The sequence below is a fragment of the Saccharothrix sp. CB00851 genome, assembly GCF_001905065.1.
GTDB lineage: Bacteria > Actinomycetota > Actinomycetes > Mycobacteriales > Pseudonocardiaceae > Actinosynnema.
The window spans coordinates 93,589-114,368 of sequence record NZ_LWLC01000066.1 but is presented as its reverse complement, the minus strand read 5'-3'; the positions used below and the strand labels follow the sequence as shown (position 1 = coordinate 114,368).

Genomic DNA, 20,780 nt, shown 5'->3' with positions numbered 1-20,780 from the left:
CGCGCGACTACGCCGGTGCCGCCGCGGGTCGTTCGAAGAGCAGTTCCAGCCCGTCCTCCTCGTCCCACTGCTCGCCGACCTCCACGAACCCGAACCCCGCGATGGTGGCCAGGGAAGCCGCGTTGTCCGGGCTGATGGTCGCCCGCACGGTCCGGACACCCGGCTCGGCGGCGGCCCGGCGCAGCAGTTCGACCAGAGCCGCCCTGGCGTAGCCGCGGCGGCGGAAGGCGGGGTCCACGGAGTAGCCGATCTCGACCATGCCGGCGGCGTCGGGCGGGCCGTGGAACCCGGCGTGCCCGACCACCGCGTCGCCGTCGACCAGGGCGAGCCGCGCCAGCCACCGGGCGTGGCCGGGGTCGGCGGCGAGCTGGCCCAGCCGGTAGCGCCACAGCCAGCGCGCCCGGTCGGTCAGGAAGTAGTCGGTGAGCGCGACCTCGGCCGCGGTCAGGTCACCGTCGAGCAGGGCGGCCATGACCCGGCCGTCCAGCTCGACGAAGCGCACGTCGTCCGCTGTCACGGTGGGCATGGTGGTCGGCCGCCGGCACACCGTCCACCGGGTTCGTCCGGTCATAGGTGGTCGCGCTCGTCGTACTGGCCGAAGGAGGTCGTGGTCGAGGGCGTCGCCGGGCCGCCGACGCTCGCTATGCCGTCCGGTTACCCCGCCGGGTCCACGGCCACGTCATCAGCGCCCACACCGCGAGCACGAACGCGCTCTCCGGCACCAGGTACCACGGCCAGTCGCCGAGCAGGTCGAGCACGGACGCCGTCTCCGGCTTGCGGTTGAGGTAGCCGTAGTTGGAGCCCAGCACCGCGTTGAGCGCGAACACCGAAACCGCCCACGTCACCGTGATGAGCACGGCCAGCCGGTAGCCGCGCCAGTCGGGCCGCAGCACCAGGCCCCAGGTCAGGTAGATGGCGGCCCAGACGACGAACAGGTGCGTGACCCAGAACAGCAGGAACCCGAAGTCCGGGAAGTCGACCCGCAGCACGGGCGTGACCAGGGCCTGCACGCTCAACGTCAGCCCCCAGTAGTAGGTGAGCGCGAACGCCCACCGGCGCTGCGACCACAGCGCGTAGGCGGCGACGGGTCCCGCCAGGTCGGACAGCTGCAGGGGCAGCGAGTACCGGATGTCCCAGCGCGGCGGCAGCATCAGGTACGTGTGGATGCCCACCTGGAGCAGCAGCACGGTCGCGGCGAACACCCGGGAGAACCGGCGTGACGGCCGGGTGCGCCCCAACACCACGACGACCGCCGCACCCACCGCGAACAGCCCGAGCACCACCCAGTGCGAAGGGCCGAACGCGGTGAACTCGCGGGCGAACGCGGAGGACGCCACACGTTCGGGCTACCCGGCTTGCCCGATCGGTACTCCCCGTCGCCCTCCGGGGTCAGCCGACGACCACCTGGTCGAGGGTCGGCACCACGGTCAGCACCCGGTCCACCTCGGTGAGCCGGAGCGGGCGGACCACCGAACGGCGGCTCGCCACGACGGTGAACCCCACACCGGCCGCGACCGCCCGGTGGTGGGCGTCGAGCAGGGCCGCGATGCCGAGCGAGCCGAGGATCGTCACCCCGGTCAGGTCCGCCACCAGCACCGGTGGCCGCCGCGCCAGCTGGACGTCCAGCTCGGCGCGCATCAGCTCGACACCCTCCAGGTCGACCTCGCCGGTGACCCTGGTGACCGCGAGGCCGCCGACCTCGCTCGTGTCCACGGCGAGGTCCTCGCCCTGCCACTGCGACTCGGTCATCGCCGACGCTCCCTCGGTGGCCCGTTGTGTGACCGTGGCGTCGTCGCGGTCCGACCGGGCGTTACGCCCGCCGGCCGGTTACGCCATCCGCACGCCGGGGTACTCCTCCGCCATGAGGAGGGACGCGTACGCGCGGCTCGGTGACCACGAACCCGACCCGCCCGACCCGCTGGCGCCGGATCCCGTGCCGCGTCGGCCGCAGCCGCCCGGACCGGAGCCGGTGCCGCCGAAGCCGATCCCGCCGCCGGTCCCGCCCACCTCGGGCCGCCGCACGTGATGGACATCGGGACGCTGACCTGGGCGCTCACCATCGGGCTCGTCCTCGTGCTGCTCGCCGTGGACCTGGTGCTGGCGGTCGTGCGCCCGCATCAGGTCAAGATCCGCGAGGCGACCGCGTGGTCGGTGTTCTACGTGCTCTTCGCCCTGCTGTTCGGCGTGTGGTTCACGCTGGCGCACGGCGGCCAGGCGGGCACCGAGTACTTCGTCGGCTACCTGGTGGAGAAGAGCCTGTCGGTCGACAACCTGTTCGTGTTCGTGATCATCATGTCGACGTTCGCGGTGCCGGAGGCGCACCAGCACAAGGTGTTGACGTTCGGCATCGTGCTGGCGCTGGCGCTGCGCGGGGTGTTCATCGCGGTGGGCGCGACGCTGCTGGCGCTGTTCTCGTTCGTGTTCCTGATTTTCGGGTTGCTGCTGCTCTACACGGCCGTGCAGCTGTTCCGGCACCGCAACGAGGAACCGGACGTCGAGGACAACGTCGTGGTGAAGACCGCGCGCCGGGTGCTGCCGATCACCGACGACTACGACGGCGGCAAACTGTTCACCCGTTCCGATGGCCGGCGGATGGTCACGCCGCTGTTCGTGGTGCTGCTGGCGATCGGCAGCATCGACGTGCTGTTCGCGTTGGACTCGATCCCGGCGGTCTTCGGCATCACCTCCGAGCCGTACATCGTGTTCGTCGCCAACGCGTTCGCGCTGCTCGGCCTGCGGGCGTTGTTCTTCCTGGTGAAGGGCCTGCTGGACCGGCTGGTGTACTTGTCGACGGGCCTGTCGCTGATCCTGGCGTTCATCGGGGTGAAGCTGGTCCTGCACTGGGCGCACAAGGACGTCGACCCGCGCGTGCCGGAGGTGCCGACGCTGCTGAGCCTGGGCGTGATCGTGGTGGTGCTGACCGTGGTGACGGTGGCAAGCCTGCTCAAGACCCGCCGTGACCCGTCGGTGAAGGCCCGCCCCGGCTCCCTGCGCGCCCGCCGCCCCCACCCCGCCGACCACCCCTGACCCCCGCGTGTCCTACCTCCAGAACGCGCGTGTCCTACGTTCAGAACACCCGTGTTGAACACTCAGAACAGAGCCGCGCTGACGCGAGCGTTCAACACGGGGTACCGGAACGTAGGACACGCGCGTTCCGAACGTAGGACACGCGGGTTAGCGGGTGAGGAGGTCGCGCAGCGCCTTGACGACCTCGCCGGGCGCCTCCTCGGCCATGAAGTGACCGCACGTGACGGTCCGGTGCACCAGGTCGGGTGCCCATGCCCGCCAGCGGGCGGCGGCGTCGAAGCCCAGGGCGGCGCCCCAGTCCTGCTGCAGCACGGTCACCGGCATCCGCAGCACGCGACCGGCCGAGCGGTCGGCCAGGTCGTGCTCGACGTCCACGGTGGCGGACGCGCGGTAGTCGGCGACGATCGACGGCACGGCCTCCCGTGACGCCTTCAGGTACGCCGCGCGCACGTCGTCCGGGATCGACGCCGGATCGGCGACCCACAGGTCGAGGAAGTGGCCGAAGAACGCGTCCGCCGACGCCGCGATCACGGTCTCGGGCAGGCCGGGCGGCTGGGCCATCAGGTACAGGTGGAAGCCGACGGCGGCCGTGGTGCCGTGCATGACGTCCCACATGTCGAGGGTCGGCAGCACGTCCAGCGACGCCAGGTGGGTGACCACGTCCGGGTGGTCGAGCCCGGCGCGGATGGCCACCAGGGCACCCCGGTCGTGACCGGCCAACGCGAAGCGGTCGTGCCCGAGCGCACGGGCGAGGGCCACGACGTCCGCGGCCATCGTGCGCTTCGAGTAGGTCTGGCCGTCGTCGGCCGGCTTGTCGCTGTCACCGTATCCGCGCAGGTCAGGGCAGATGACGGTGTGGTCGGCAGCCAGGTCGGCGGCGACGTGCCGCCACATCAGGTGCGTCTGCGGGAAGCCGTGGAGCAGCACGACGGGGCTGCCGGAGCCTCCCACGGCGACGTTGAGCGCCACGCCGTCGGCGACGGTGACGCGTTGCTGGGTGAACGAGGGGATCATGTTCCGACTCCGGGGTGTTCGTGGGTTGTGACCACCACCCTGCGGCAACCCGATCAGCGTTCGATCAGCAGCAGATCAGCGCCCTGACCAGCGCCGACCTGCGGCCGGTCGGTTACGTTCGTCGGTGATGGTGCGTTTCCGGGTGCTGGGGCCGCTGGAGGCCGTGGGCGAACGCGGGCCGGTCGACCTCAAGGGTCCGCGGCACCGTGCCGTGCTGGCCCGGCTGCTGGTCGCCAACGGCCGCGTGGTGCCCGTCACCCGGCTGATAGACGACCTCTGGGACGGCGACGCGCCGGACGGCGCCCTGGGCGCGGTGCAGACGTTCGTGGGCGCGCTGCGCAAGGCCCTCGAACCCGACCGCCCACCCCGCACGCCCTCCCGACTGCTGGTCACCGTGCCGCCGGGGTACGCGTTGCGGGCCGAAGACGTCGACGCCCGCGCTGTCGATGCGGCGGTCACCGAGTCGGCACGGCTGCTCGCCGACGGCCGCCCCGGGGACGCGCGGGCGCTGCTGGACGAGGCGCTGGAGCTGTGGCGCGGCCCCGCCTACGCCGAGTTCGCCGACCAGCCGTGGGCCCACGGCGAGGCCGCGCGGCTGGACGAGCTGCGGCTGCTGGCCGTGGAACGGCGTGCCGAGGCGGCGTTGGCGCTGGGCGAGGCGGCGGAGTCGGTGCCTGACCTGCGGGCGCACGTCGCCGCCCACCCGTTGCGCGAGGACGGCCGACGGCTGCTCGCCCTCGCGCTCTACCGCACCGGACGGCAGGGCGAGGCGCTGGACACCCTCCGCCGGTCCCGCGAGGTGCTGCGGGCGGAACTCGGTGTCGACCCCGGCCATGCCCTGCGCCGACTGGAAACCGACATCCTCACCCAGTCGCCGGACCTCACCCCGCCGCCACCGCCCGCCCGGACCACCCCGTTCATCGGCCGCACGGACGAACTGGCCGAGCTGGAACGCGCCGCCCGGGCGGGTGGGCGGCTGGCGTTGATCTCCGGCACGGCGGGCGCGGGCAAGACGGCGCTGGCCGAGGAGCTGACCGGACGGCTCGCCACCGCAGGCTGGACGACCGCGTGGGGCACGTGCACCGAGGACGCCCCCGCCGCCTGGCCTTGGACCCGGATCGCGCACACCCTTAGCACAGAACAGAAATCGGGCACGCGGTTCGAACGACACCGCGCCATCGCCGCCGCCCTGGCCAAGGTGCCGCCACCGGTCCTGCTGGTCTTCGACGACCTGCACTGGGCCGACGAGGACACCCTCGCCCTGGTGACGTCACTGGCCGCCGACCCCGACGCCGGGCGCGTGACGATCGTCGCCACCTACCGCTCCACCGAGATCTCCGCCGCCCTGACCGAAGCCCTCGGCCGGGCCGCCCGCACCGAGCCGACCCGCGTCTACCTGGGCGGCCTGACCGAACCGCAGGTGCGGGACCTGGTCGAAGCCGTCACCGACCGCGAACCGACGGACGCCGACGTCCGCGCGATCCACACCCGCAGCGCCGGCAACCCGTTCTTCGTCCGCGAACTCGCCCGCCTGTGGGAGACCGACCCGGCCCTGAGCACCGTCCCCGCCGGCGTCCGCGACGTCATCCGCCACCGCCTCGCCCAGCTCACCGGGGCCACGCGGACGCACCTGCGCCAAGCGTCGGTCCTCGGCCAGGACGTCGACCTCGACGTGCTCGTCCCGCTCGCCGGCGACGAGGACGCGGTGCTGGACTCCGTCGAGTCGGCCCTGCTCGCGGGTTTCCTGGTCGAGCAGGACACCGAACGCCTGCGGTTCGCCCACGCACTCGTGCACGACACGCTCTACGACGACATCCCGCACGCCCGCCGAACCAGATGGCACGCCGCAGCCGCCGACGTCATCGAAGCCGTGCACCCGGACGACGTCGAAACCATCGCCCACCACCTGCTGCGCGCCGGCAACCGGGCAACCGCCACCCGCACCGCCCACTACACCCGTGCCGCCGCCGAACGGGCCGAACGCCGCTTCGCGCCACACCAGGCCGCGACGCTGTGGCGGGAAACCCTGGCCCGATCCGACCACGACCGCCTCCACGCCGTGACCGGCCTGGTCCGAACGCTCGCCGTGACCGGCGACCTGGCCCAAGCCCGCCGCTACCGGGCGGAAGCCGTCACCGAGGTCCACGACGACCCGGTACTGGCCGCCCGCACGATCGGATCGTTCGACGTACCCGCCATCTGGACCACCAACGACGACGAAGCCCTCTCCGCACGCCTCGCCGACGCCGCCGAACACGCCCTCGCCGCCCTCCCACCCGACCACCCGGCCGAACGCGCCCGCCTGCTGATCACCATCGCCATGGAACGCCGCGCCGACACCGGCCCCCGCGGCAGACAGGCAGCCCTGGAAGCCGAAGCCATCGCCCGCGACCTGGATGACGACCCGTCATTGCTGGCAATGGCACTCAACGGCAAGTTCCTGCAGACCTACCACCGAGCCGGCCTCGCCCCCGCCCGAGCCCGTATCGGCACGGAACTGCTCGACCTCGCCACCCACCACGGCCTGGTGACCTTCGAAGTCCTCGCCCACCTGATCAACCTCCAAGCCTCCGCCGCCCTCGCCGACCTCCCCACCGCCGACCACCACGCCACCGCCGCCGACGCCCTCGCCGACCGCCACAACCTCCCACTGGTCGGCGTCTTCACCAGCTGGTACGCCGCCCTGCGCCTGGCCATCACGGGCCAACGCGACCAAGCCAGAACCGCCTACCACACCGCCGCCTCCCGCCTCACCGGCACCGGGATGCCCGGCCTGGAAAACGGACTCCTCCCACTGGCCCTGCTCAGCCTCGGCGACCTACCGGACGCCGACTTCGGCCCCTACGAACCCTGGGCACGACCAGTCATCCTCCTCGCCCAAGGCAACCGCACCGCCGCCCTCCAGGCCACCATCCCCGACTCACCACACGACCTGCTCTTCGAAGCCAGAACGTGCCTGCACGCCAAACTCGCCATCGAAGCAAACGACCAACCAACCATGTCCCGCCTCTACAACCAACTACTCCCCGCCGCCCAAGAACTGGCCGGCGCCGCCAGCGGCCTCATCACCTTCGGCCCAACCTCCAACCACCTCGCCACCCTCGCAACCGCCCTCGGACGCCACAAAGAAGCCGCCGAACACCGCCGCCACGCACAGAAATCGCCGCATTGACCCGCGCCTTATAAAATGGCCCCATCGGACCCGCAGCTAATCCGCAAAAGGCCCGATTTTACATGGGGTTCGGGTGCTTTAGGCTGGTCGAAGCCGGGCAGGCTTGGCGGGCGCTTTATCCGCCAGGCCTGCCCGGCTTTGGCCTGCCTAAAGCACCCGTAAGGGGCCCCATGTCAAATCGAGCCTGACCCAACTGTCGAGCCGATCTCAAGCTTGTCCACTCGGCGTCACCAACCCGGTCTCATACGCCACAACCACCGCCTGCACCCGATCCCGCAACCCGAGCTTGGCCAGAATCCGCGCCACGTGCGTCTTCACTGTCGCCTCCGACAAGTGCAACTCACCGGCCAGTTCCGCATTGCTCAACCCCCGCGCCAACAACCCGAGGACCTCCAACTCGCGCGGTGTCAACGCCGCCAGATCACGGTGCCGTGCCGCCGTCCCCGGCCCGCGGTCCGCGAACCTCTCCACCAGCCGACGAGTGATGGCGGGCGCCAGCAACGCGTCACCGGAGCGGACCATCCGCACCGCCGCGACCAAGTGCTCCGGCGTCACGTCCTTGAGCAGGAACCCGCTCGCACCGGCCGACAACGCCGCGTACACGTAGTGGTCGAGGTCGAACGTGGTCAGGATGATCACCTGCGGCTCGGACTCGCCCCCGTTCAAGATCCGCCGCGTGGCCTCCAATCCGTCCAGCTCCGGCATCCGGATGTCCATCAGCACCACGTCCGGCACCGTCCGCCGCACCGCCTCCACGGCCTCCAGGCCGTTGGTGGCCTCACCGACCACGTCGATGCCGTCCGCGGTGAGGATCATCCGGAAACCGGTGCGCACCAGCACCTGGTCGTCCGCGACCACCACCCGCAGATTCCCGCTCACCGTGCCTCCACCGGAATCCACGCCGCCACCCGATACCCGCCACCGTCCCGCGCCCGAGCGTCCAACGTCCCACCGTAAACAGCCAAACGTTCCCGCAACCCGATCAACCCGTGCCCATTCCCCACAGCCGCACCAGGCCCGGGTTCACCACCGGTATCGACCACCTCCACCCGCAAGGAATCCACGCCGTACTCCACCATCACCACCACCGACCCCCCGGACGCGTGCTTGACCGCGTTCGTCACCCCCTCCTGCACCACCCGGTACGCGGCCAGCTCGACCCCGGACGGCAACGGCCGCGACTGCCCCCTCACCAGCGACTCAACCCGCACACCGGTGTCCCGCACCCGCGCCACCAACGCCTCCACCTGCGCCAGCCCCGGCTGCGGCGCGAGGTCGGCCGGTTCGGGACCGTCCATCGTCAGCAACCCCATGACGTGCCGCAACTCCGTCATCGCCGCCCGTCCACCCGCCTCGACCGCCAACAACGCCTCCTGCGCCTGATCCGGCGATACCGCCATCACCTTCCGCGCCGCACCCGCCTGGATCGTCATCACGCTCACGTGGTGCGTCACCACGTCGTGCAGCTCGCGCGCGATGCGGGCCCGCTCGTGCTCGACCGCCCGCCGCAACGCCTCCGCCTGCTCCCGCTCCAGCGCCGACACCTGCGCCAGGCCCTCGTCCGTCCGCACCTTCCACGTGCGCAAGCCGTTCGCCGCCACGATCAGCGGCACCAGCACCAGCAGCGGCACGTATTGGTTCGGCACCACCGGCAGCTCCGAGTCCCGGAACACGCCCACCGCCAGCACCGTCACCGCCAGGCTCGCCAACGCGGGCGGCCGGTGCGGGCTGTACGCGGCGGCCGAGTAGGCGGCGACGACGCACGCGTAGAACGTGAGCCCGGGCGTGTCCGACGGCGTCACCACCGTCGCGTACAGCACGACCCACAGCACCGCCAACGGATAACGGCGCCGCAGCACCAACGCCACCGCCGCCACCACCGCGACGAGCACCGCGCCGAACATCTCTCCCGGTTCCGGAGGCGGCGGCATGGGCGGCGGCACGGGCCCGATCAGCCCACCGACCACCACACGCGACGGCACGTCCTGCGAGTCGAGCGCGTACCGCACCGAAGCGACGCCGATGACCAGCGCCAACACCACGTCGAACACGTAGTTGCGCACGGTCGGCCGCGGCAGCGGACCGGTCGGCAGCACCACCAGGGTGGCCCAGGCCCGCAGTCGGTCCACCACCGCGTTCGTCACCCGGCCATTCTCACCGACCGACCACCCACCGGACATCCACCCGGACGACCACACCGCCCGCACCGCTCGACTACATCGCGGGGATGACGCCGCACGGACCTCATCCCGGCGGGCTACCGGAAATGCCCCGGCCGACCGACGCGCCCGGATCGGCGCCGCTCCTAGCGTCCACCGGGCCACAGCGAGGACGAATCCAGGGGAGCCGACCATGACCACGCCGGTGATCGAACTGCGTGACGTGAGCCGCGGGTACGACGACGGGCCACCGGCGTTGAGCGACGTGACGCTGACCGTGCGGGCAGGTGAAGCGGTAGCCGTGCTCGGTCCGTCCGGCAGCGGCAAGTCCACGCTGCTCAACCTGATCGCGGGCCTCGACCGGCCCGACACCGGCACGGTCACCGTGGCCGGCGTGCGGGTGGACGAACTCGGCGAGGCCGCGTCCGCGCGCCACCGGCGAGCCCGCGTCGGCATGGTCTTCCAGTTCTTCAACCTGCTGGACGACCTGACCGTGGCCGACAACGTCGTCCTGCCCGCGCAGCTCGCGGGCATGGCGCGCGGTGAGGCGGCCAGGCGCGCGGCGGAACTGCTCGACCAGCTCGGCGTCGCCCGCCACGCCCGCACCTACCCGGGACGGCTGTCGGGCGGCGAACGGCAACGCGTCGCCGTCGCCAGAGCGTTGATGAACCGGCCCGCGCTGCTGCTGGCCGACGAACCGACCGGCGCGCTGGACACCGCGTCCGGCGAGGACGTCAGCACGCTGCTCACCGAGCTGAACGCCGAGGGCCAGACGCTCGTCGTCGTCACGCACGACCTCGCGCTGGCCCGGTCGTGCACCCGCCGCACCATCCAGCTGGTCGACGGCCGGATCGCGGGCGACGTGTCCGCGGAGCCGACCCGATGAGCGCGCTGAGCCGGGTCGTGCGCTCGGGCGTGGCACGTCGCCGGGTGCAGACCGTCGTGATCGGGCTGGCCACCACGATGGCCGTGACGTCGTCCGTGCTCGGCGGGTCGCTGCTGGTGGCGTCCAGCGCGCCGTTCGACGACGCGTTCGCCGAACAGCGCGGCGCGCACCTGTCCGCCGTGTTCGACGCGGGCAAGGCGACGCCGGAGCAGCTGTCGGTGCCCGTCGACGGCGTCACCGCGTCGGCCGGGTCGTTCCCGCTCACGACGATCACCCCGAGCGACAACCAGCCTGGTGACCGGGCGCCGCTGACCGTCGTGGGCCGGACCGAACCCAGCGGCGCCGCGGTGGACGCGGTGACGTTGACCGAGGGGGAGTGGGCCGACGAGCCGGGCGAACTCGTCGTGTCCGCCGACGGACCGCACGCGCACTCGCCGACCGGCTCCGCGATCGGCCGCAGGATCACCCTCACCGACGGCTCGACCTTGACCGTGGTCGGCCTGGCCCGCTCGGTCAGCCGCACCGCCGACGGCTGGGTGCCGCCGTCCTGGATCACCGCACCCGAGGCCTACCAGGTGCTGTACCGCTTCACCGCCGCGGAGCCCGTCGACGCGGGCCGTGCGGCCGTGATCGCGGCGGTGCCCGCGGACGCGATGACCGGCTCGCAGTCGTGGCTGGTGCTCAAGAAGGCGGCCGACCGCAGCGTCGCGGTGTTCGTGCCGTTCCTCGTCGCGTTCGGCGCGTTGGGGCTGGTCATGTCGTTGCTCGTGGTCGGCAACGTGGTCGCGGGCGCGGTCGGCGCGGGAACCCGGCGCATCGGCATCCTCAAGGCCCTCGGCTTCACCCCGGCCCAGGTCGTGTGGGCGTACATGGCGCAGGCCCTGATCCCCGCGGCGGTCGGCACCGCGATCGGTGTGGTCGCGGGCAACCTGCTGGCCATCCCGGTGCTGGCCGAGACCGAGGACGTCTACGGCGCGGTGACGTTGACCGTGGCGCCCTGGGTGAACGTCGTCGTGGCAGTCGGCGCGCTCGCACTGGTCTCCGCAACGGCGTGGGTGACCGCGCTGCGGGCCGGACGGTTGCGCACGGTGGACGCCATCGCCGTCGGCCGCACCCCACGACCCGGCCGCGGCCGGTGGGCGGCCCGGCTGACCGCACGCCTGCCCGTGCCGCGACCGGTCGGCCTCGGCCTGGCCCGCCCGTTCGCTCGGCCCGCCCGTGCGGCGGCGATGGCCGCGGCGGTGCTCTTCGGCGCCACGGCGGTCACGTTCGCGGTCGGCTTGGCGTCCTCGCTCAACCAGGTCCAGATCGCCCGCGACCACGACTCGGCCGACGTGACCATCGGCGTGTCCGACCCCGGTCCGCAGCCAGGCTCCCGACCCGGCGGGCGTCCTGCCGATCCTCCCGATCCGGCCGCTGTTTCGGACGTCATCGCCGCCCAAGCCGGGACGCGGGCCCACTACCGCACCGGCCGCACGCAGGTCACCGTCACCGGCGTGGCCGGTACGACCACCGTCGTGTCGTTCACCGGGGACGCCACCTGGGACGGCTACCAGCTGGTGTCCGGGCGGTGGTTCACGCAACCGGGCGAAGCCGTCGCACCCACACCGTTCCTCACCGCCACCGGCACGAAGGTCGGCGACACCGTGACGCTGGACGACGGCGGGAAGACCGTCACCGTGCGGATCGTCGGCGACGTGTTCGAGATGGGCAACGACGGCATGGTGGTGCTGACCGACGCGGCCACGCTCACCGCCACCAACGACGCCACCCACCACATCGCGGTGCGGCCCGGCACCGACGTCACCGCGTACATCGACAGCTTGAACGCCGCCCTGGCACCGCTCGGCGTCACCGCGCGACCCGGCCGGTCCGGTCAGGCCAGCGACACGATCATCCTGATCAACAGCCTGACCGCGACGCTCACCCTGATGCTCGTCGCGGTGGCCGCCATGGGCGTGCTGAACGCCGTCGTGCTCGACACCCGTGATCGGATCCGGGACCTGGGCGTCCACAAAGCACTCGGCATGACGCCACGGCAGACCATCGCGATGGTCATCGCCTCGGTGGTGGTGATCGGCGTGGTCGGCGGTGCGGTCGGCGTGCCCGTCGGGGTCGCGCTGCACGGCGCGGTCCTGCCGGCGATGGAGGAGAGCGCCGGGATCGGCCTGCCCGCGTCGGCCTACGCCGTGCACTCCTTGCCGGAGCTGGTCCTGCTCGGCATCGGCGGCCTGCTGATCGCGATCGTCGGGGCGTCGCTGCCGGCTACCTGGGCGGCGAGGACGTCGACGTCGACAGCGTTGCGGACCGAATAGGACGGAGGGTCGGCACCAAGGCGAGGGCGGGGACGAGCAGCAGCGGCACGACCAGCAGGGCGCGCAGGACACCGACCTGGTCGCCGAGGAAGCCGACCACCGGCGGACCGGCCAGGAACGCGGTGTACCCGATCACCGCGACCACGCTGACCCGTGCCGCCGCACGGCTCTCCTCGTCCGCCGCCGCGCTCATGCCGACCGGGAAGCCGAGCGCCGTGCCCAGGCCCCACAGCGCCACCCCGCCCACCGCCACCGCGGGCTCACCGCCCAGCACCGCCAACGCCGCACCGGCGATCGCCAACAGCATCGTGCCCACCAGCACCGGTACCCGTCCCCAGCGGTCGAGCGCCACCGTGCCCAGGAGTCGGCCGAGCGTCATCGTGGTCACGAACACGCCGAACACCACCGCGCCCGCCGCGGGCCCGAACCCGTACCCGTCCACGAACGCCACCGCGAGCCAGTCGTTCGCGGTGCCCTCGGTGAACGCCAGCACCAGGACCAGCAACCCGATCAGCAAGGTTCGCGGCTCCCGCCAGGCGGCCAGGACACCGCTCTTCGCCCCGGCCGGGTGCCCGCCGCCGTACCGGAAAGGCCGTGCGGCGAGGACCGTGCCGGCCGAGGTGATCGCGGCGACGACCGTCAGGTGCGCCGCGACCGGCACGGTCACCGACGCTGCCGCGGCCGCCAACCCGGCGGCGACCACCGTGCCCAAGCTCCAGACCGCGTGGAACCGCGGCATGACGGTCCGCCCGACGACCCGTTCGACGGCCGCCGCTTCGACGTTCATGGCCACGTTGCAGGTGCCCGACCCGTACCCCAGGAGGAACAGTCCGATCCCGGTCGCGGTCGCTGACGGCCAGACGCCGACCGCCGCGCCCGCGACGACCAGCCCACCCGCGACTCCGGCGGTGGCCACGCACACCGTGCGCCGCGGGCCGAGCCGGTGGGTCACCTCACCGGCCGTGAGCATCGCCAACGTCGCCCCGGCCGACATGGCCAGCAGCAGCAGGCCCAGGGCGCCTGGGCCGAGCTGCAACGCGTCCCGGGCGGCGGGGACGCGGGCGAACCAGGACGCCACCGCCACCCCGTTCAGCCCGAAAGTCACCGCGACCCCTACCGCCGTGCCGCGAACCTCGGTGGTCGACATCCGGCCACCCCCCATCTCCCGACGTCACCGGTGACCTCACCCATGGAAGCGCTTCCACCGCAAGGCCTGTTCGGCGCGGGGCCCGGCTTGGCACACTGACCGCCGTGGTCAGGCAGCGGCATGAGTCGACGGCGACCTTGGCGGACGTGGCCCGCCGAGCCGGCGTGTCGATGGCGACCGCGTCCCGTGCCTTGAGCCCGCGCGGTTCAGCCTCCGACTCCACCCGCCTGCGCGTCGCCGCGGCCGCACGCGAACTGGGCTACCTCCCCAACCCCGCCGCCCGTGCCCTCGCGACCCGCACCGGCACCCGCATCGCCGTCGTCGTCGGCGGCCACACGGCGCACGTGCTCAACGACCCTTACGTCGCCCGTGTCGCCGCCGCCACTGCCTCCGTCGCAGCGTCCCGCGATGTCGGCGTTTCCCTGCACTGGCTGCCCCTGCACGACCCCGGCGGACTGGGCCGGCTGACCGAGAACCGTGACGTCGGCGGCATCATCGTGGTCAACCCGACCGAACCGGCCCTCGCCACCGTCCCCCGTTCCGCCCGCGGCCGGGTCGCCGCGATCGGCATCGGCTCCCGCGACGTGCCGTCCTTCGACGTGGACAACGCCACCGGCACCACCAACGTCCTCGAACACCTGCTCGCCACGGGCCGCCGCCGAATCGCCATGATCACCGGCCCCGACTGGCTCCCGTGCACAAGACGTGCCCTGACCGCCTACCACCGCGCCACCGAAGCCGCAGGCACCCCACCCCGCCTGGTCCCCGGCGACTTCACCGCCACCCGAGGCCACCACGCCACCACCGAAATCCTGACCCGCTGGCCGGACACGGACGCCATATTCGCCCTTGGCGACCTCTCCGCCCTAGGCGCACTCGACGCCCTCAGGCACCGCGGTGTCGACGTGCCGGGCGACATCGCCATCGCAGGCTTCGACGACCTCCCCTACGCCACCCTGAGCCACCCACCCCTGACCACCACCACGAACCCAGTCGAACCGATCACCACCGCCGCCGCCACCACCCTGCTGGACCGCCAAACCGCACCCCCACTGACCCTCTACCCCTCCACCTTGATCCCACGCGCCTCCACCTGACCACCTCCAACCCGACCCACCCCACCACCGCTGCTCCCGCAACGCTCCCCAGCTCCCCGCCAGCCACACGCGCTGCCGATCCCAGGCGAGTGTCCAGCGGGTCCGTCGACGTCTGCCGCGCCTACGCCCGGCCCGCTGCGGGCGCCTGCACGGCGGGTCGCCGGTGTCCACGTCCCACGGCCCTGGTGCTCGCCGAGTCCGGTGGTCGGCTTCCGGTGGTCGGCTTCCGTCGATCGCGGGGCGGCGGGGGTGGGCGGCGGGGGTTGGAGGCGGGGGTTGGAGGCTGGGGGCGGGGGTTGGTTGCCGGCCTCGTTGTTTCAACCGACGTTCGAGGGGATTGGAAACGGTGTTACCGGTTCTACTCGGGTTGAGGTTCACTCGTTCGTGGAGGTGGTCGGTGGGGAAAGCGCTGGTCAGAGCAGGTTAGCGTGGTTCGGGTTGGTTGGCGAATGCGGTGTGGCGGCGGTCTACTGCGACGGCGGCCATCAGGACGCAGCCGAGCATCGGCACGACGAGCGGTGGGAGTTGCCAGGTCACGATCAGCAGGACGGCGAGGGACATGACCAGGAGCAGGGAGCCGGTGAAGTCCGCGGCCGAACGGCGGGAAGCGTCACGCAGCACGGACGGCCACCGCACGCCCGGCGCCCACAACGCCGCCACCCGCAGCACGACCACGGCCAAACCCACCGCCGCCACCCCGCACACGACCGCCACGAACCCGCCACCGGCGACCCGCGTCCGCAAGAACACGACGTCCACCACCAGCACCGCGAACCCGACCACCACCCCGAGCGACACCGCCCACCCACCGGGCAGCGCGACCCGCACCCGCTCGAAGAACGCCCGCACCGAAGTGGTCTCCCCGTCCACGTGAGCCTTGATGTGCGCGCACCCGGCCGCCAGCGCCGGCACCAACGTCACCACCGGCAGGGCCGCCAGCAGCACCAGCAACCCCGCCGTCAGGCACTCGCCGAACAGCGCGAACCCCGCCGCGAACCGCTTCACGCACTCACCCCTTCAACCCCGACGTCGACACGCCCTCCACCAGGAACCGCTGGAAGAACAGGAAGAACAGGATCACCGGCACCAGCGCCAGCATCGACATCGCCATCAGCGCACCGAAGTCCGACCCGGTCGACTCGTCGATGAACAACTGCAGCGCCAACGGCAACGGGTACTTGTCCGGCGTGCTCAGGTAGATCAACGGCCCGAAGAAGTCGTTCCAGCTCCAGATGAACGTGAAGATCGCCGTGGTGATGAGCGCCGGCCTGCACAGCGGCACGATGATGTGCCAGAACACCGTCCAGTGCCCCGCACCGTCGATCTTCGCCGACTCGTCCAGCTCACGCGGCAGCTGCCGGATGAACTGCACGATCAGGAACACGAAGAACGCCTCCGACGCCAGGAACTTGCCCGCCAGCAACGGCACGTACGTGTCGACCAGGTCCAGGTTCTGGAACACCACGTACTGCGGGATGATCAGCACGTGGAACGGCAGCAGCAGCGTCGCGATCATGATCGCGAACAGCGCCGTCCGCCCCCGGAACCGCAGCCGGGCGAACGCGTACCCCGCCAGCGCCGACGACGCGACCGTGCCGACCACCGACAGCACCGCAAGCACGGCCGAGTTCCAGAAGAACCGGCCGACCCCGACGCCGACGACACCCTCGAACACCCGCTCGTAGTTGGCGAACGTCGGCTCCGTCGGCAACAGCTGCAAACTGCCGAGGATCGCCTCGGACGGCTTGAACGTCGCCGCCGCCACCCACACGATCGGGTACAGCACGATCGCGAGCAGCGCGAGCACGCCGACGTGCCACGCCACCCGCCTCAACGTCAGCGTCATCGCTTGTCCCCCGAGTCCCCGGAGTAGAAGACCCACCCCCGTGCGGTGCGGAACAGGAACACGGTGACCAGGCCGACGCCGAGCAGCAGCATCCACGCCATCGCCGACGCGTAACCCATGCGGTAGTCACCGAAACCCCGGTCGAACAGGTAGATCGTGTAGAACAGCGTGCTGCCGGCCGGCTGCCCGTTCGGCCCGCCCACCACGTACGCCGACGTGAACACCTGGAACGCGTTGATCGTCTCCAGCAGCAGGTTGAAGAACAGCACCGGCGAGATCATCGGCAGCGTGATCGACCAGAACCGCCGCGCGCGGCCCGCGCCGTCGACCTCGGCCGCCTCGTACAGCTCCCGCGGCACCTGCTTCAGTCCGGCCAGGAAGATCACCATCGGCGCGCCGAGCTGCCACGTCGCCAGCAGCACCAGCATCATCAGCGAGAAGTCCGGGTTGCCCGCCCAGCCGCCGGTGTCGATGCCGAACTTGAGCAGCACCTGGTCGACGACCGAGTCGTCGCTGAACATCATCTTCCACACGATCGCCACGCCGACGCTGCCGCCGATCAGCGACGGCCCGTAGAACGCCGCCCGGTAGAACCCCTGGCCCGCGCGCTTGCTGTTGAGCAGCATCGCCACGGCCAGGGCGGCGGCCAGCTTGATCGGCACGGCCAGCGCCACGTAGATCGCGGTGACCTCGACCGAGCGCAGCCACCGCGCGTCGGTGAACATCCGCTGGTAGTTCTCCAGCCCGATCCACGTGGGCGCGTTGAACAGGTCGTAATCGGTGAACGAGAGGTAGAGCGAGGTCACCATCGGCCCGAGGGTCAGCAGGACGATCCCGATGATCCACGGTGACAGGAACAGATAGCCCGCCAGCCCGTCACCGGACCGGCGGGCCCGCTTGCGCGGACCCGCTTCCCCGGCCGGAGCGACCTCGGCGCGCCGGTCCGGCGCGATCGTCGCCCGGCTCACGACCCGAGGGTCTCTTCCGCCTCGGTGAAGAACTGGTCGACGGCCTCGTCCGGGGTGATCCGGCCGTACTGCAGTTCCTCGGTGATCCGGATGAACGCCTGCTCCAGCGTGCCCGCGCCCTTCGGCGGCGCCGGGGGCGTCTTGCCGAACTTGTCCTTCAGCCCGTCCTCGTACGCCGCCACGGCCGCCAGCGGTCCTTCGAGCTGCGCGGCGGCGCGCTGCGCGTTCGTCGGCGGCAGGCCGCGGTTGGCGCCGAAGATCTTGCCGACCTCCGGGTCGTTGACCATGAACGACACCAGCTTGGCCGCCGCCGCCGGGTGCTCGGTCTTCTGCGACACGCTCAGCAGCATCGACGGCTTGAGGTACTGGCCGGACGTGCCCGCCTTGTCGGTCGGCACGGGACCCAGCTTCAGGCCGGGGCTGGACTTGGCGTAGCGGGACATGAAGTTGTCCCAGCCGAGGTCACCGGCGACCAGGTTCTGCTCCAGCGCGAACGCGGGCTTGATCTGCACGCCCTTCTCGATCGGCAGCACGGTCTTGCCGTCCGCCAGCGCCTTGCCCTCCTCCATGAACTTCTTCAGCCGCGCCTTGTCGAAGCCGAGCTTGCCGTCCTCGGTGTAGAGCAGCCCGCCCTCCTGCCGCAGCTGCAGCTCCAGGTTGTAGTAGCTGCCGACGTAGTTGCCGCCGCCGGAGACGCCGGTCTTCTCCGCGATCGCCTTCATCGCGTCGCGGTAGTCGTCCCAGGTCCAGCCTTCCTTCGGCTCCTCGACGCCCGCCTGCGCGAACAGCGCCGGGTTGTAGATGTAACCCCAGGTGTTGCCGCCGGTCGGCACGCCGTACAGCTTGCCGTCGATCTCGCCCGCGCCCTTGAGGCCGGTGAGCAGGTCCCCGAGTTCGAGGTTCTTGCCCTCCTGCTTCTTCAGGTCGTAGAGCGCGTTGCGGTCGGCGTACTCGCGGATGTACGCGAAGTCCATCTGCAGCACGTCGGGCGCGTTGCCGCCCGCGGTCTCGGTGGCCATCTTCTGCCAGTACGCCTCGAACTCCTGGAAGCTCGGCGTCACCTTGATCTCGGGGTTCTTGCTCTGGAAGAGGTCGATCGCCTTCTGCATCAGCTCGGCGCGCTCGGCGTTCCCCCACCACGAGAAACGCAGCGTGGCGGGTCCGGCCTGGGTCTCGTCGCCGCCGCCACCGCTGCCGCCACAGGCAACGGCCAGCAGCGCCACCATCGACGTCGCCAGGACTCTGAAACGTTTCAGTGCACCCATTCGGATCCTCCGGTCTCGACCGCTTCCAGACGCGATGCGCGGTGCGGCATGGAAAGCGCTTTCCGGGAGGCTACGAGCACGTTGCGCCAACGTCAATGCCCACTTTGGAAGCGGTGCGGCCGCTCCCGACCGCCGCGAACGGCGGTGGCCGGGAGCGGGCGCGGACGCGTGCTCATCGGACCCACGACGACCCCGCGGGGTCGAACGCGAGCCGGGTGATGACGAGTCGGAGCGCACCGTCGTCACCGTAGTGGCGGTGACCGGAGATGTCGCGGGCCGAGTCCGGGAACGTGGTCAGCCCAGGGTGCGGCCGAGGAAGCCGCGGAGGTAGCCCGCGATGGTGTCGAGCTGGTCCTCCAACGCGAAATGACCCGCGTCGAGCAGGTGGATCTCGGCGTCGGGCAGGTCGCGGCGGTAGGCCAGCGCGCCGTCCGGGCCGAAGATCTCGTCGTGCCGACCCCACACCGCGAGCAGCGGCACCCGCGTGTCGCGGAAGTACTGTTGGAACGCCGGGTAGGCGTCGAGGTTGTTGCGGTAGTCGCGGAACAGCGCCGGCTGCACCTCGGCGTTGCCGGGCCGGTCGAGCAGGGCCTGGTCGTGCGCCCACGTGTCGGGGCTGATCAGGCTCGGGTCCTTGACGCCGTGGGTGTACTGCCAGCGGGTGGCGTCGGGGGAGAGCAGCGCCCGCACCGCCGGTTCGGTGTCGGGTCCGGGGTTGGTGGCGTAGGCGAACAGCGGCTTCCAGAACGGGGTGAAGCCCTCGGTGTAGGCGTTGCCGGACTGCGTGATGATCGCGGTGACGCGCTCGGGGTGGCGTGACGCGATCTTGAGGCCGATGGGCGCGCCGTAGTCCTGGATGTACAAGGCGTGCCGCCGCACCCCGAGGTGGTCCAGCAGGCCGAGGGTGATGTCGGTGAGCGCGTCGAACGTGTAGTCGAACTCGTCGACGGACGGCGCGGAGCTGTGCCCGAACCCGATGTGGTCCGGCGCGATCACGCGGTAGCGGTCGGCCAGTCGTGGGATCAGCTCGCGGAACATGTGCGAGCTGGTCGGGAAACCGTGCAGCAGCACCACGGCGGGGGCCTCGGCGTGCCCGGCCTCCCGGTAGAACACCCGCTGCCCGTCGATGTCGGCGTACCGGTACGAGGTCATCGGCTTCTCCTGATCGGTGATCTAACTGTTCTAGCGTGTTTGAACAGTTAGGTGACGCGATCAGGTAAGCAGGCTCGTGTTAACCTGTCAAGCAACTCTCGACGGTTAGGTGCGGAGGTGTGCGGGCGTGCTCGGTGCCGATGACGCCGTGACCGGCGCGCTGCTGGTCCGGGGCTGGCCCGCGCGTCCGCTGGTGGACCAACCCCTGGGCATCGACCTGCTCAACACGCGGTACCTGATCGGTGGTGCCGCCTACGACCTGCTCGACCACGACGACCTGACCGAGGCGTGGCTCGCGGACCGGGAACTCGCCTCCGCCCGGCCCGTGCCCCGGCAGCCGTTGCGCGAGGCGCGGGACGCGGTGGCCGCGGTGATCGCGGATCCCGCCGACCACGCCGCCCTCAACGCCCTGCTGGAGCACGGCCGGCTGCGGCTGGCGGTCGACGGGCGCGGCCGGGTCGAGCACGACGACGTGGCCGACCCCCGGTGGCGTGCGGCGTGGGCGTGCCTGCGGGACTTCGTCGCGGTGCGCGAGGCGGCGCCGGACCGCGTCCGCAAGTGCGCGAACCCGGAGTGCGTCCTGCACTTCCTGGACGTCTCGCGCACCGGCAGGCGGCTGTGGTGCTCGATGACCGCCTGCGGTAACCGGCTGAAGGCCCGCAGGCACCACAGCCGGGTCCGCGGCACCTCGTGACCGGGTTGGCGTCAACCGGCGGCCGACGGGGTATGGCA

Annotated in this window: 19 protein-coding genes; 7 read left to right on the top strand and 12 right to left on the bottom strand. The window is 71.5% G+C overall.

Translation table 11 applies throughout. The features are described 5' to 3' along the window. Positions 1-7: 7 nt before the first annotated feature. The 3 genes from A6A25_RS41405 to A6A25_RS41395 all read right to left on the bottom strand — a co-directional run bounded on the left by A6A25_RS41405 (position 8) and on the right by A6A25_RS41395 (position 1,749). Positions 8-526 (bottom strand): GNAT family N-acetyltransferase, encoded by a 519-nt coding sequence (locus tag A6A25_RS41405; protein WP_073900272.1) that lies wholly within the window; start codon positions 524-526, stop codon positions 8-10. Positions 527-641: 115 nt separating this feature from the next. Beyond that, positions 642-1,337: a YwaF family protein gene (locus tag A6A25_RS41400; protein ID WP_073900020.1), complete on the bottom strand. Its 696-nt coding sequence runs from the start codon at positions 1,335-1,337 to the stop codon at positions 642-644. A 52-nt stretch (positions 1,338-1,389) separates the two neighbouring features. Further along, the gene (locus A6A25_RS41395; RefSeq protein ID WP_073900019.1) at positions 1,390-1,749 is read right to left on the bottom strand and encodes an STAS domain-containing protein; all 360 of its coding nucleotides are present in this window, start codon (positions 1,747-1,749) and stop codon (positions 1,390-1,392) included. A gap of 112 nt (positions 1,750-1,861) precedes the next feature. Here A6A25_RS41395 and A6A25_RS44510 point away from each other — a divergent pair, with 112 nt between their 5' ends. Together A6A25_RS44510 and A6A25_RS41385 are read left to right on the top strand one after the other, a co-directional pair. After that, positions 1,862-2,026, top strand: coding sequence for a hypothetical protein (locus A6A25_RS44510; RefSeq protein ID WP_158073918.1), 165 nt, complete (start codon positions 1,862-1,864; stop codon positions 2,024-2,026). After that, positions 2,026-3,027: a TerC family protein gene (locus tag A6A25_RS41385; RefSeq protein WP_380735818.1), complete on the top strand. Its 1,002-nt coding sequence runs from the start codon at positions 2,026-2,028 to the stop codon at positions 3,025-3,027. The genes A6A25_RS44510 and A6A25_RS41385 overlap by 1 nt, the downstream gene beginning before the upstream one ends. Positions 3,028-3,174: 147 nt before the next feature. Here A6A25_RS41385 and A6A25_RS41380 read toward each other — a convergent pair whose 3' ends face one another. After that, positions 3,175-4,041: an alpha/beta fold hydrolase gene (locus A6A25_RS41380; RefSeq protein WP_073900016.1), complete on the bottom strand. Its 867-nt coding sequence runs from the start codon at positions 4,039-4,041 to the stop codon at positions 3,175-3,177. Between the two features lie 127 nt (positions 4,042-4,168). On the opposite strand from A6A25_RS41380, the gene A6A25_RS41375 reads away from it, so the two are divergent. Further along, a complete protein-coding gene (locus A6A25_RS41375) occupies positions 4,169-7,213 on the top strand; it encodes a BTAD domain-containing putative transcriptional regulator (protein WP_073900015.1) in 3,045 nt (1,014 codons plus the stop codon). Positions 7,214-7,420: 207 nt separating this feature from the next. On the opposite strand, the gene A6A25_RS41370 is transcribed toward A6A25_RS41375, so the two are convergent. Both A6A25_RS41370 and A6A25_RS41365 read right to left on the bottom strand, forming a co-directional pair. Continuing rightward, positions 7,421-8,092 carry a response regulator gene (locus A6A25_RS41370; protein ID WP_073900014.1) on the bottom strand — a complete coding sequence of 224 codons (672 nt, stop codon included), beginning with the start codon at positions 8,090-8,092 and terminating at the stop codon, positions 7,421-7,423. Continuing rightward, a complete protein-coding gene (locus A6A25_RS41365; protein WP_073900267.1) occupies positions 8,089-9,357 on the bottom strand; it encodes a sensor histidine kinase in 1,269 nt (422 codons plus the stop codon). The genes A6A25_RS41370 and A6A25_RS41365 overlap by 4 nt, the downstream gene beginning before the upstream one ends. A gap of 208 nt (positions 9,358-9,565) precedes the next feature. Here A6A25_RS41365 and A6A25_RS41360 point away from each other — a divergent pair, with 208 nt between their 5' ends. Further along, the gene (locus A6A25_RS41360; protein WP_073900012.1) at positions 9,566-10,258 is read left to right on the top strand and encodes an ABC transporter ATP-binding protein; all 693 of its coding nucleotides are present in this window, start codon (positions 9,566-9,568) and stop codon (positions 10,256-10,258) included. Further along, complete coding sequence (locus tag A6A25_RS41355) at positions 10,255-12,573, top strand: ABC transporter permease (RefSeq protein WP_073900010.1); 2,319 nt, start codon at positions 10,255-10,257, stop codon at positions 12,571-12,573. The genes A6A25_RS41360 and A6A25_RS41355 overlap by 4 nt, the downstream gene beginning before the upstream one ends. Here the strand turns inward: A6A25_RS41355 and A6A25_RS41350 are convergent. Continuing rightward, complete coding sequence (locus tag A6A25_RS41350) at positions 12,524-13,720, bottom strand: MFS transporter (RefSeq protein WP_073900008.1); 1,197 nt, start codon at positions 13,718-13,720, stop codon at positions 12,524-12,526. The two genes, A6A25_RS41355 and A6A25_RS41350, sit on opposite strands and share 50 nt — an antisense overlap. Before the next feature lie 104 nt (positions 13,721-13,824). Here A6A25_RS41350 and A6A25_RS41345 point away from each other — a divergent pair, with 104 nt between their 5' ends. Further along, the gene (locus A6A25_RS41345) at positions 13,825-14,817 is read left to right on the top strand and encodes a LacI family DNA-binding transcriptional regulator (protein ID WP_198933051.1); all 993 of its coding nucleotides are present in this window, start codon (positions 13,825-13,827) and stop codon (positions 14,815-14,817) included. A 423-nt stretch (positions 14,818-15,240) separates the two neighbouring features. Here the strand turns inward: A6A25_RS41345 and A6A25_RS41340 are convergent, their stop codons facing one another. From A6A25_RS41340 to A6A25_RS41320, 5 genes are all read right to left on the bottom strand, one after another. Next, entirely contained in the window at positions 15,241-15,822 is a 582-nt protein-coding gene (locus A6A25_RS41340) for a hypothetical protein (protein WP_073900006.1), read from the bottom strand. Positions 15,823-15,826: 4 nt separating this feature from the next. Further along, positions 15,827-16,663, bottom strand: coding sequence for a carbohydrate ABC transporter permease (locus A6A25_RS41335; RefSeq protein ID WP_073900003.1), 837 nt, complete (start codon positions 16,661-16,663; stop codon positions 15,827-15,829). Continuing rightward, complete coding sequence (locus A6A25_RS41330; RefSeq protein ID WP_241829201.1) at positions 16,660-17,631, bottom strand: carbohydrate ABC transporter permease; 972 nt, start codon at positions 17,629-17,631, stop codon at positions 16,660-16,662. Before A6A25_RS41330 ends, A6A25_RS41335 begins: the two co-directional genes overlap by 4 nt. After that, entirely contained in the window at positions 17,628-18,896 is a 1,269-nt protein-coding gene (locus tag A6A25_RS41325; RefSeq protein WP_073900001.1) for an ABC transporter substrate-binding protein, read from the bottom strand. The genes A6A25_RS41330 and A6A25_RS41325 overlap by 4 nt, the downstream gene beginning before the upstream one ends. A 294-nt stretch (positions 18,897-19,190) precedes the next feature. Beyond that, complete coding sequence (locus A6A25_RS41320) at positions 19,191-20,048, bottom strand: alpha/beta fold hydrolase (RefSeq protein WP_073899999.1); 858 nt, start codon at positions 20,046-20,048, stop codon at positions 19,191-19,193. Between the two features lie 127 nt (positions 20,049-20,175). On the opposite strand from A6A25_RS41320, the gene A6A25_RS41315 reads away from it, so the two are divergent. Then, on the top strand, positions 20,176-20,742 hold the full coding sequence (locus tag A6A25_RS41315; RefSeq protein WP_241829200.1) for a CGNR zinc finger domain-containing protein: 567 nt from the start codon (positions 20,176-20,178) through the stop codon (positions 20,740-20,742). The last annotated feature ends 38 nt before the right edge of the window (positions 20,743-20,780 follow it).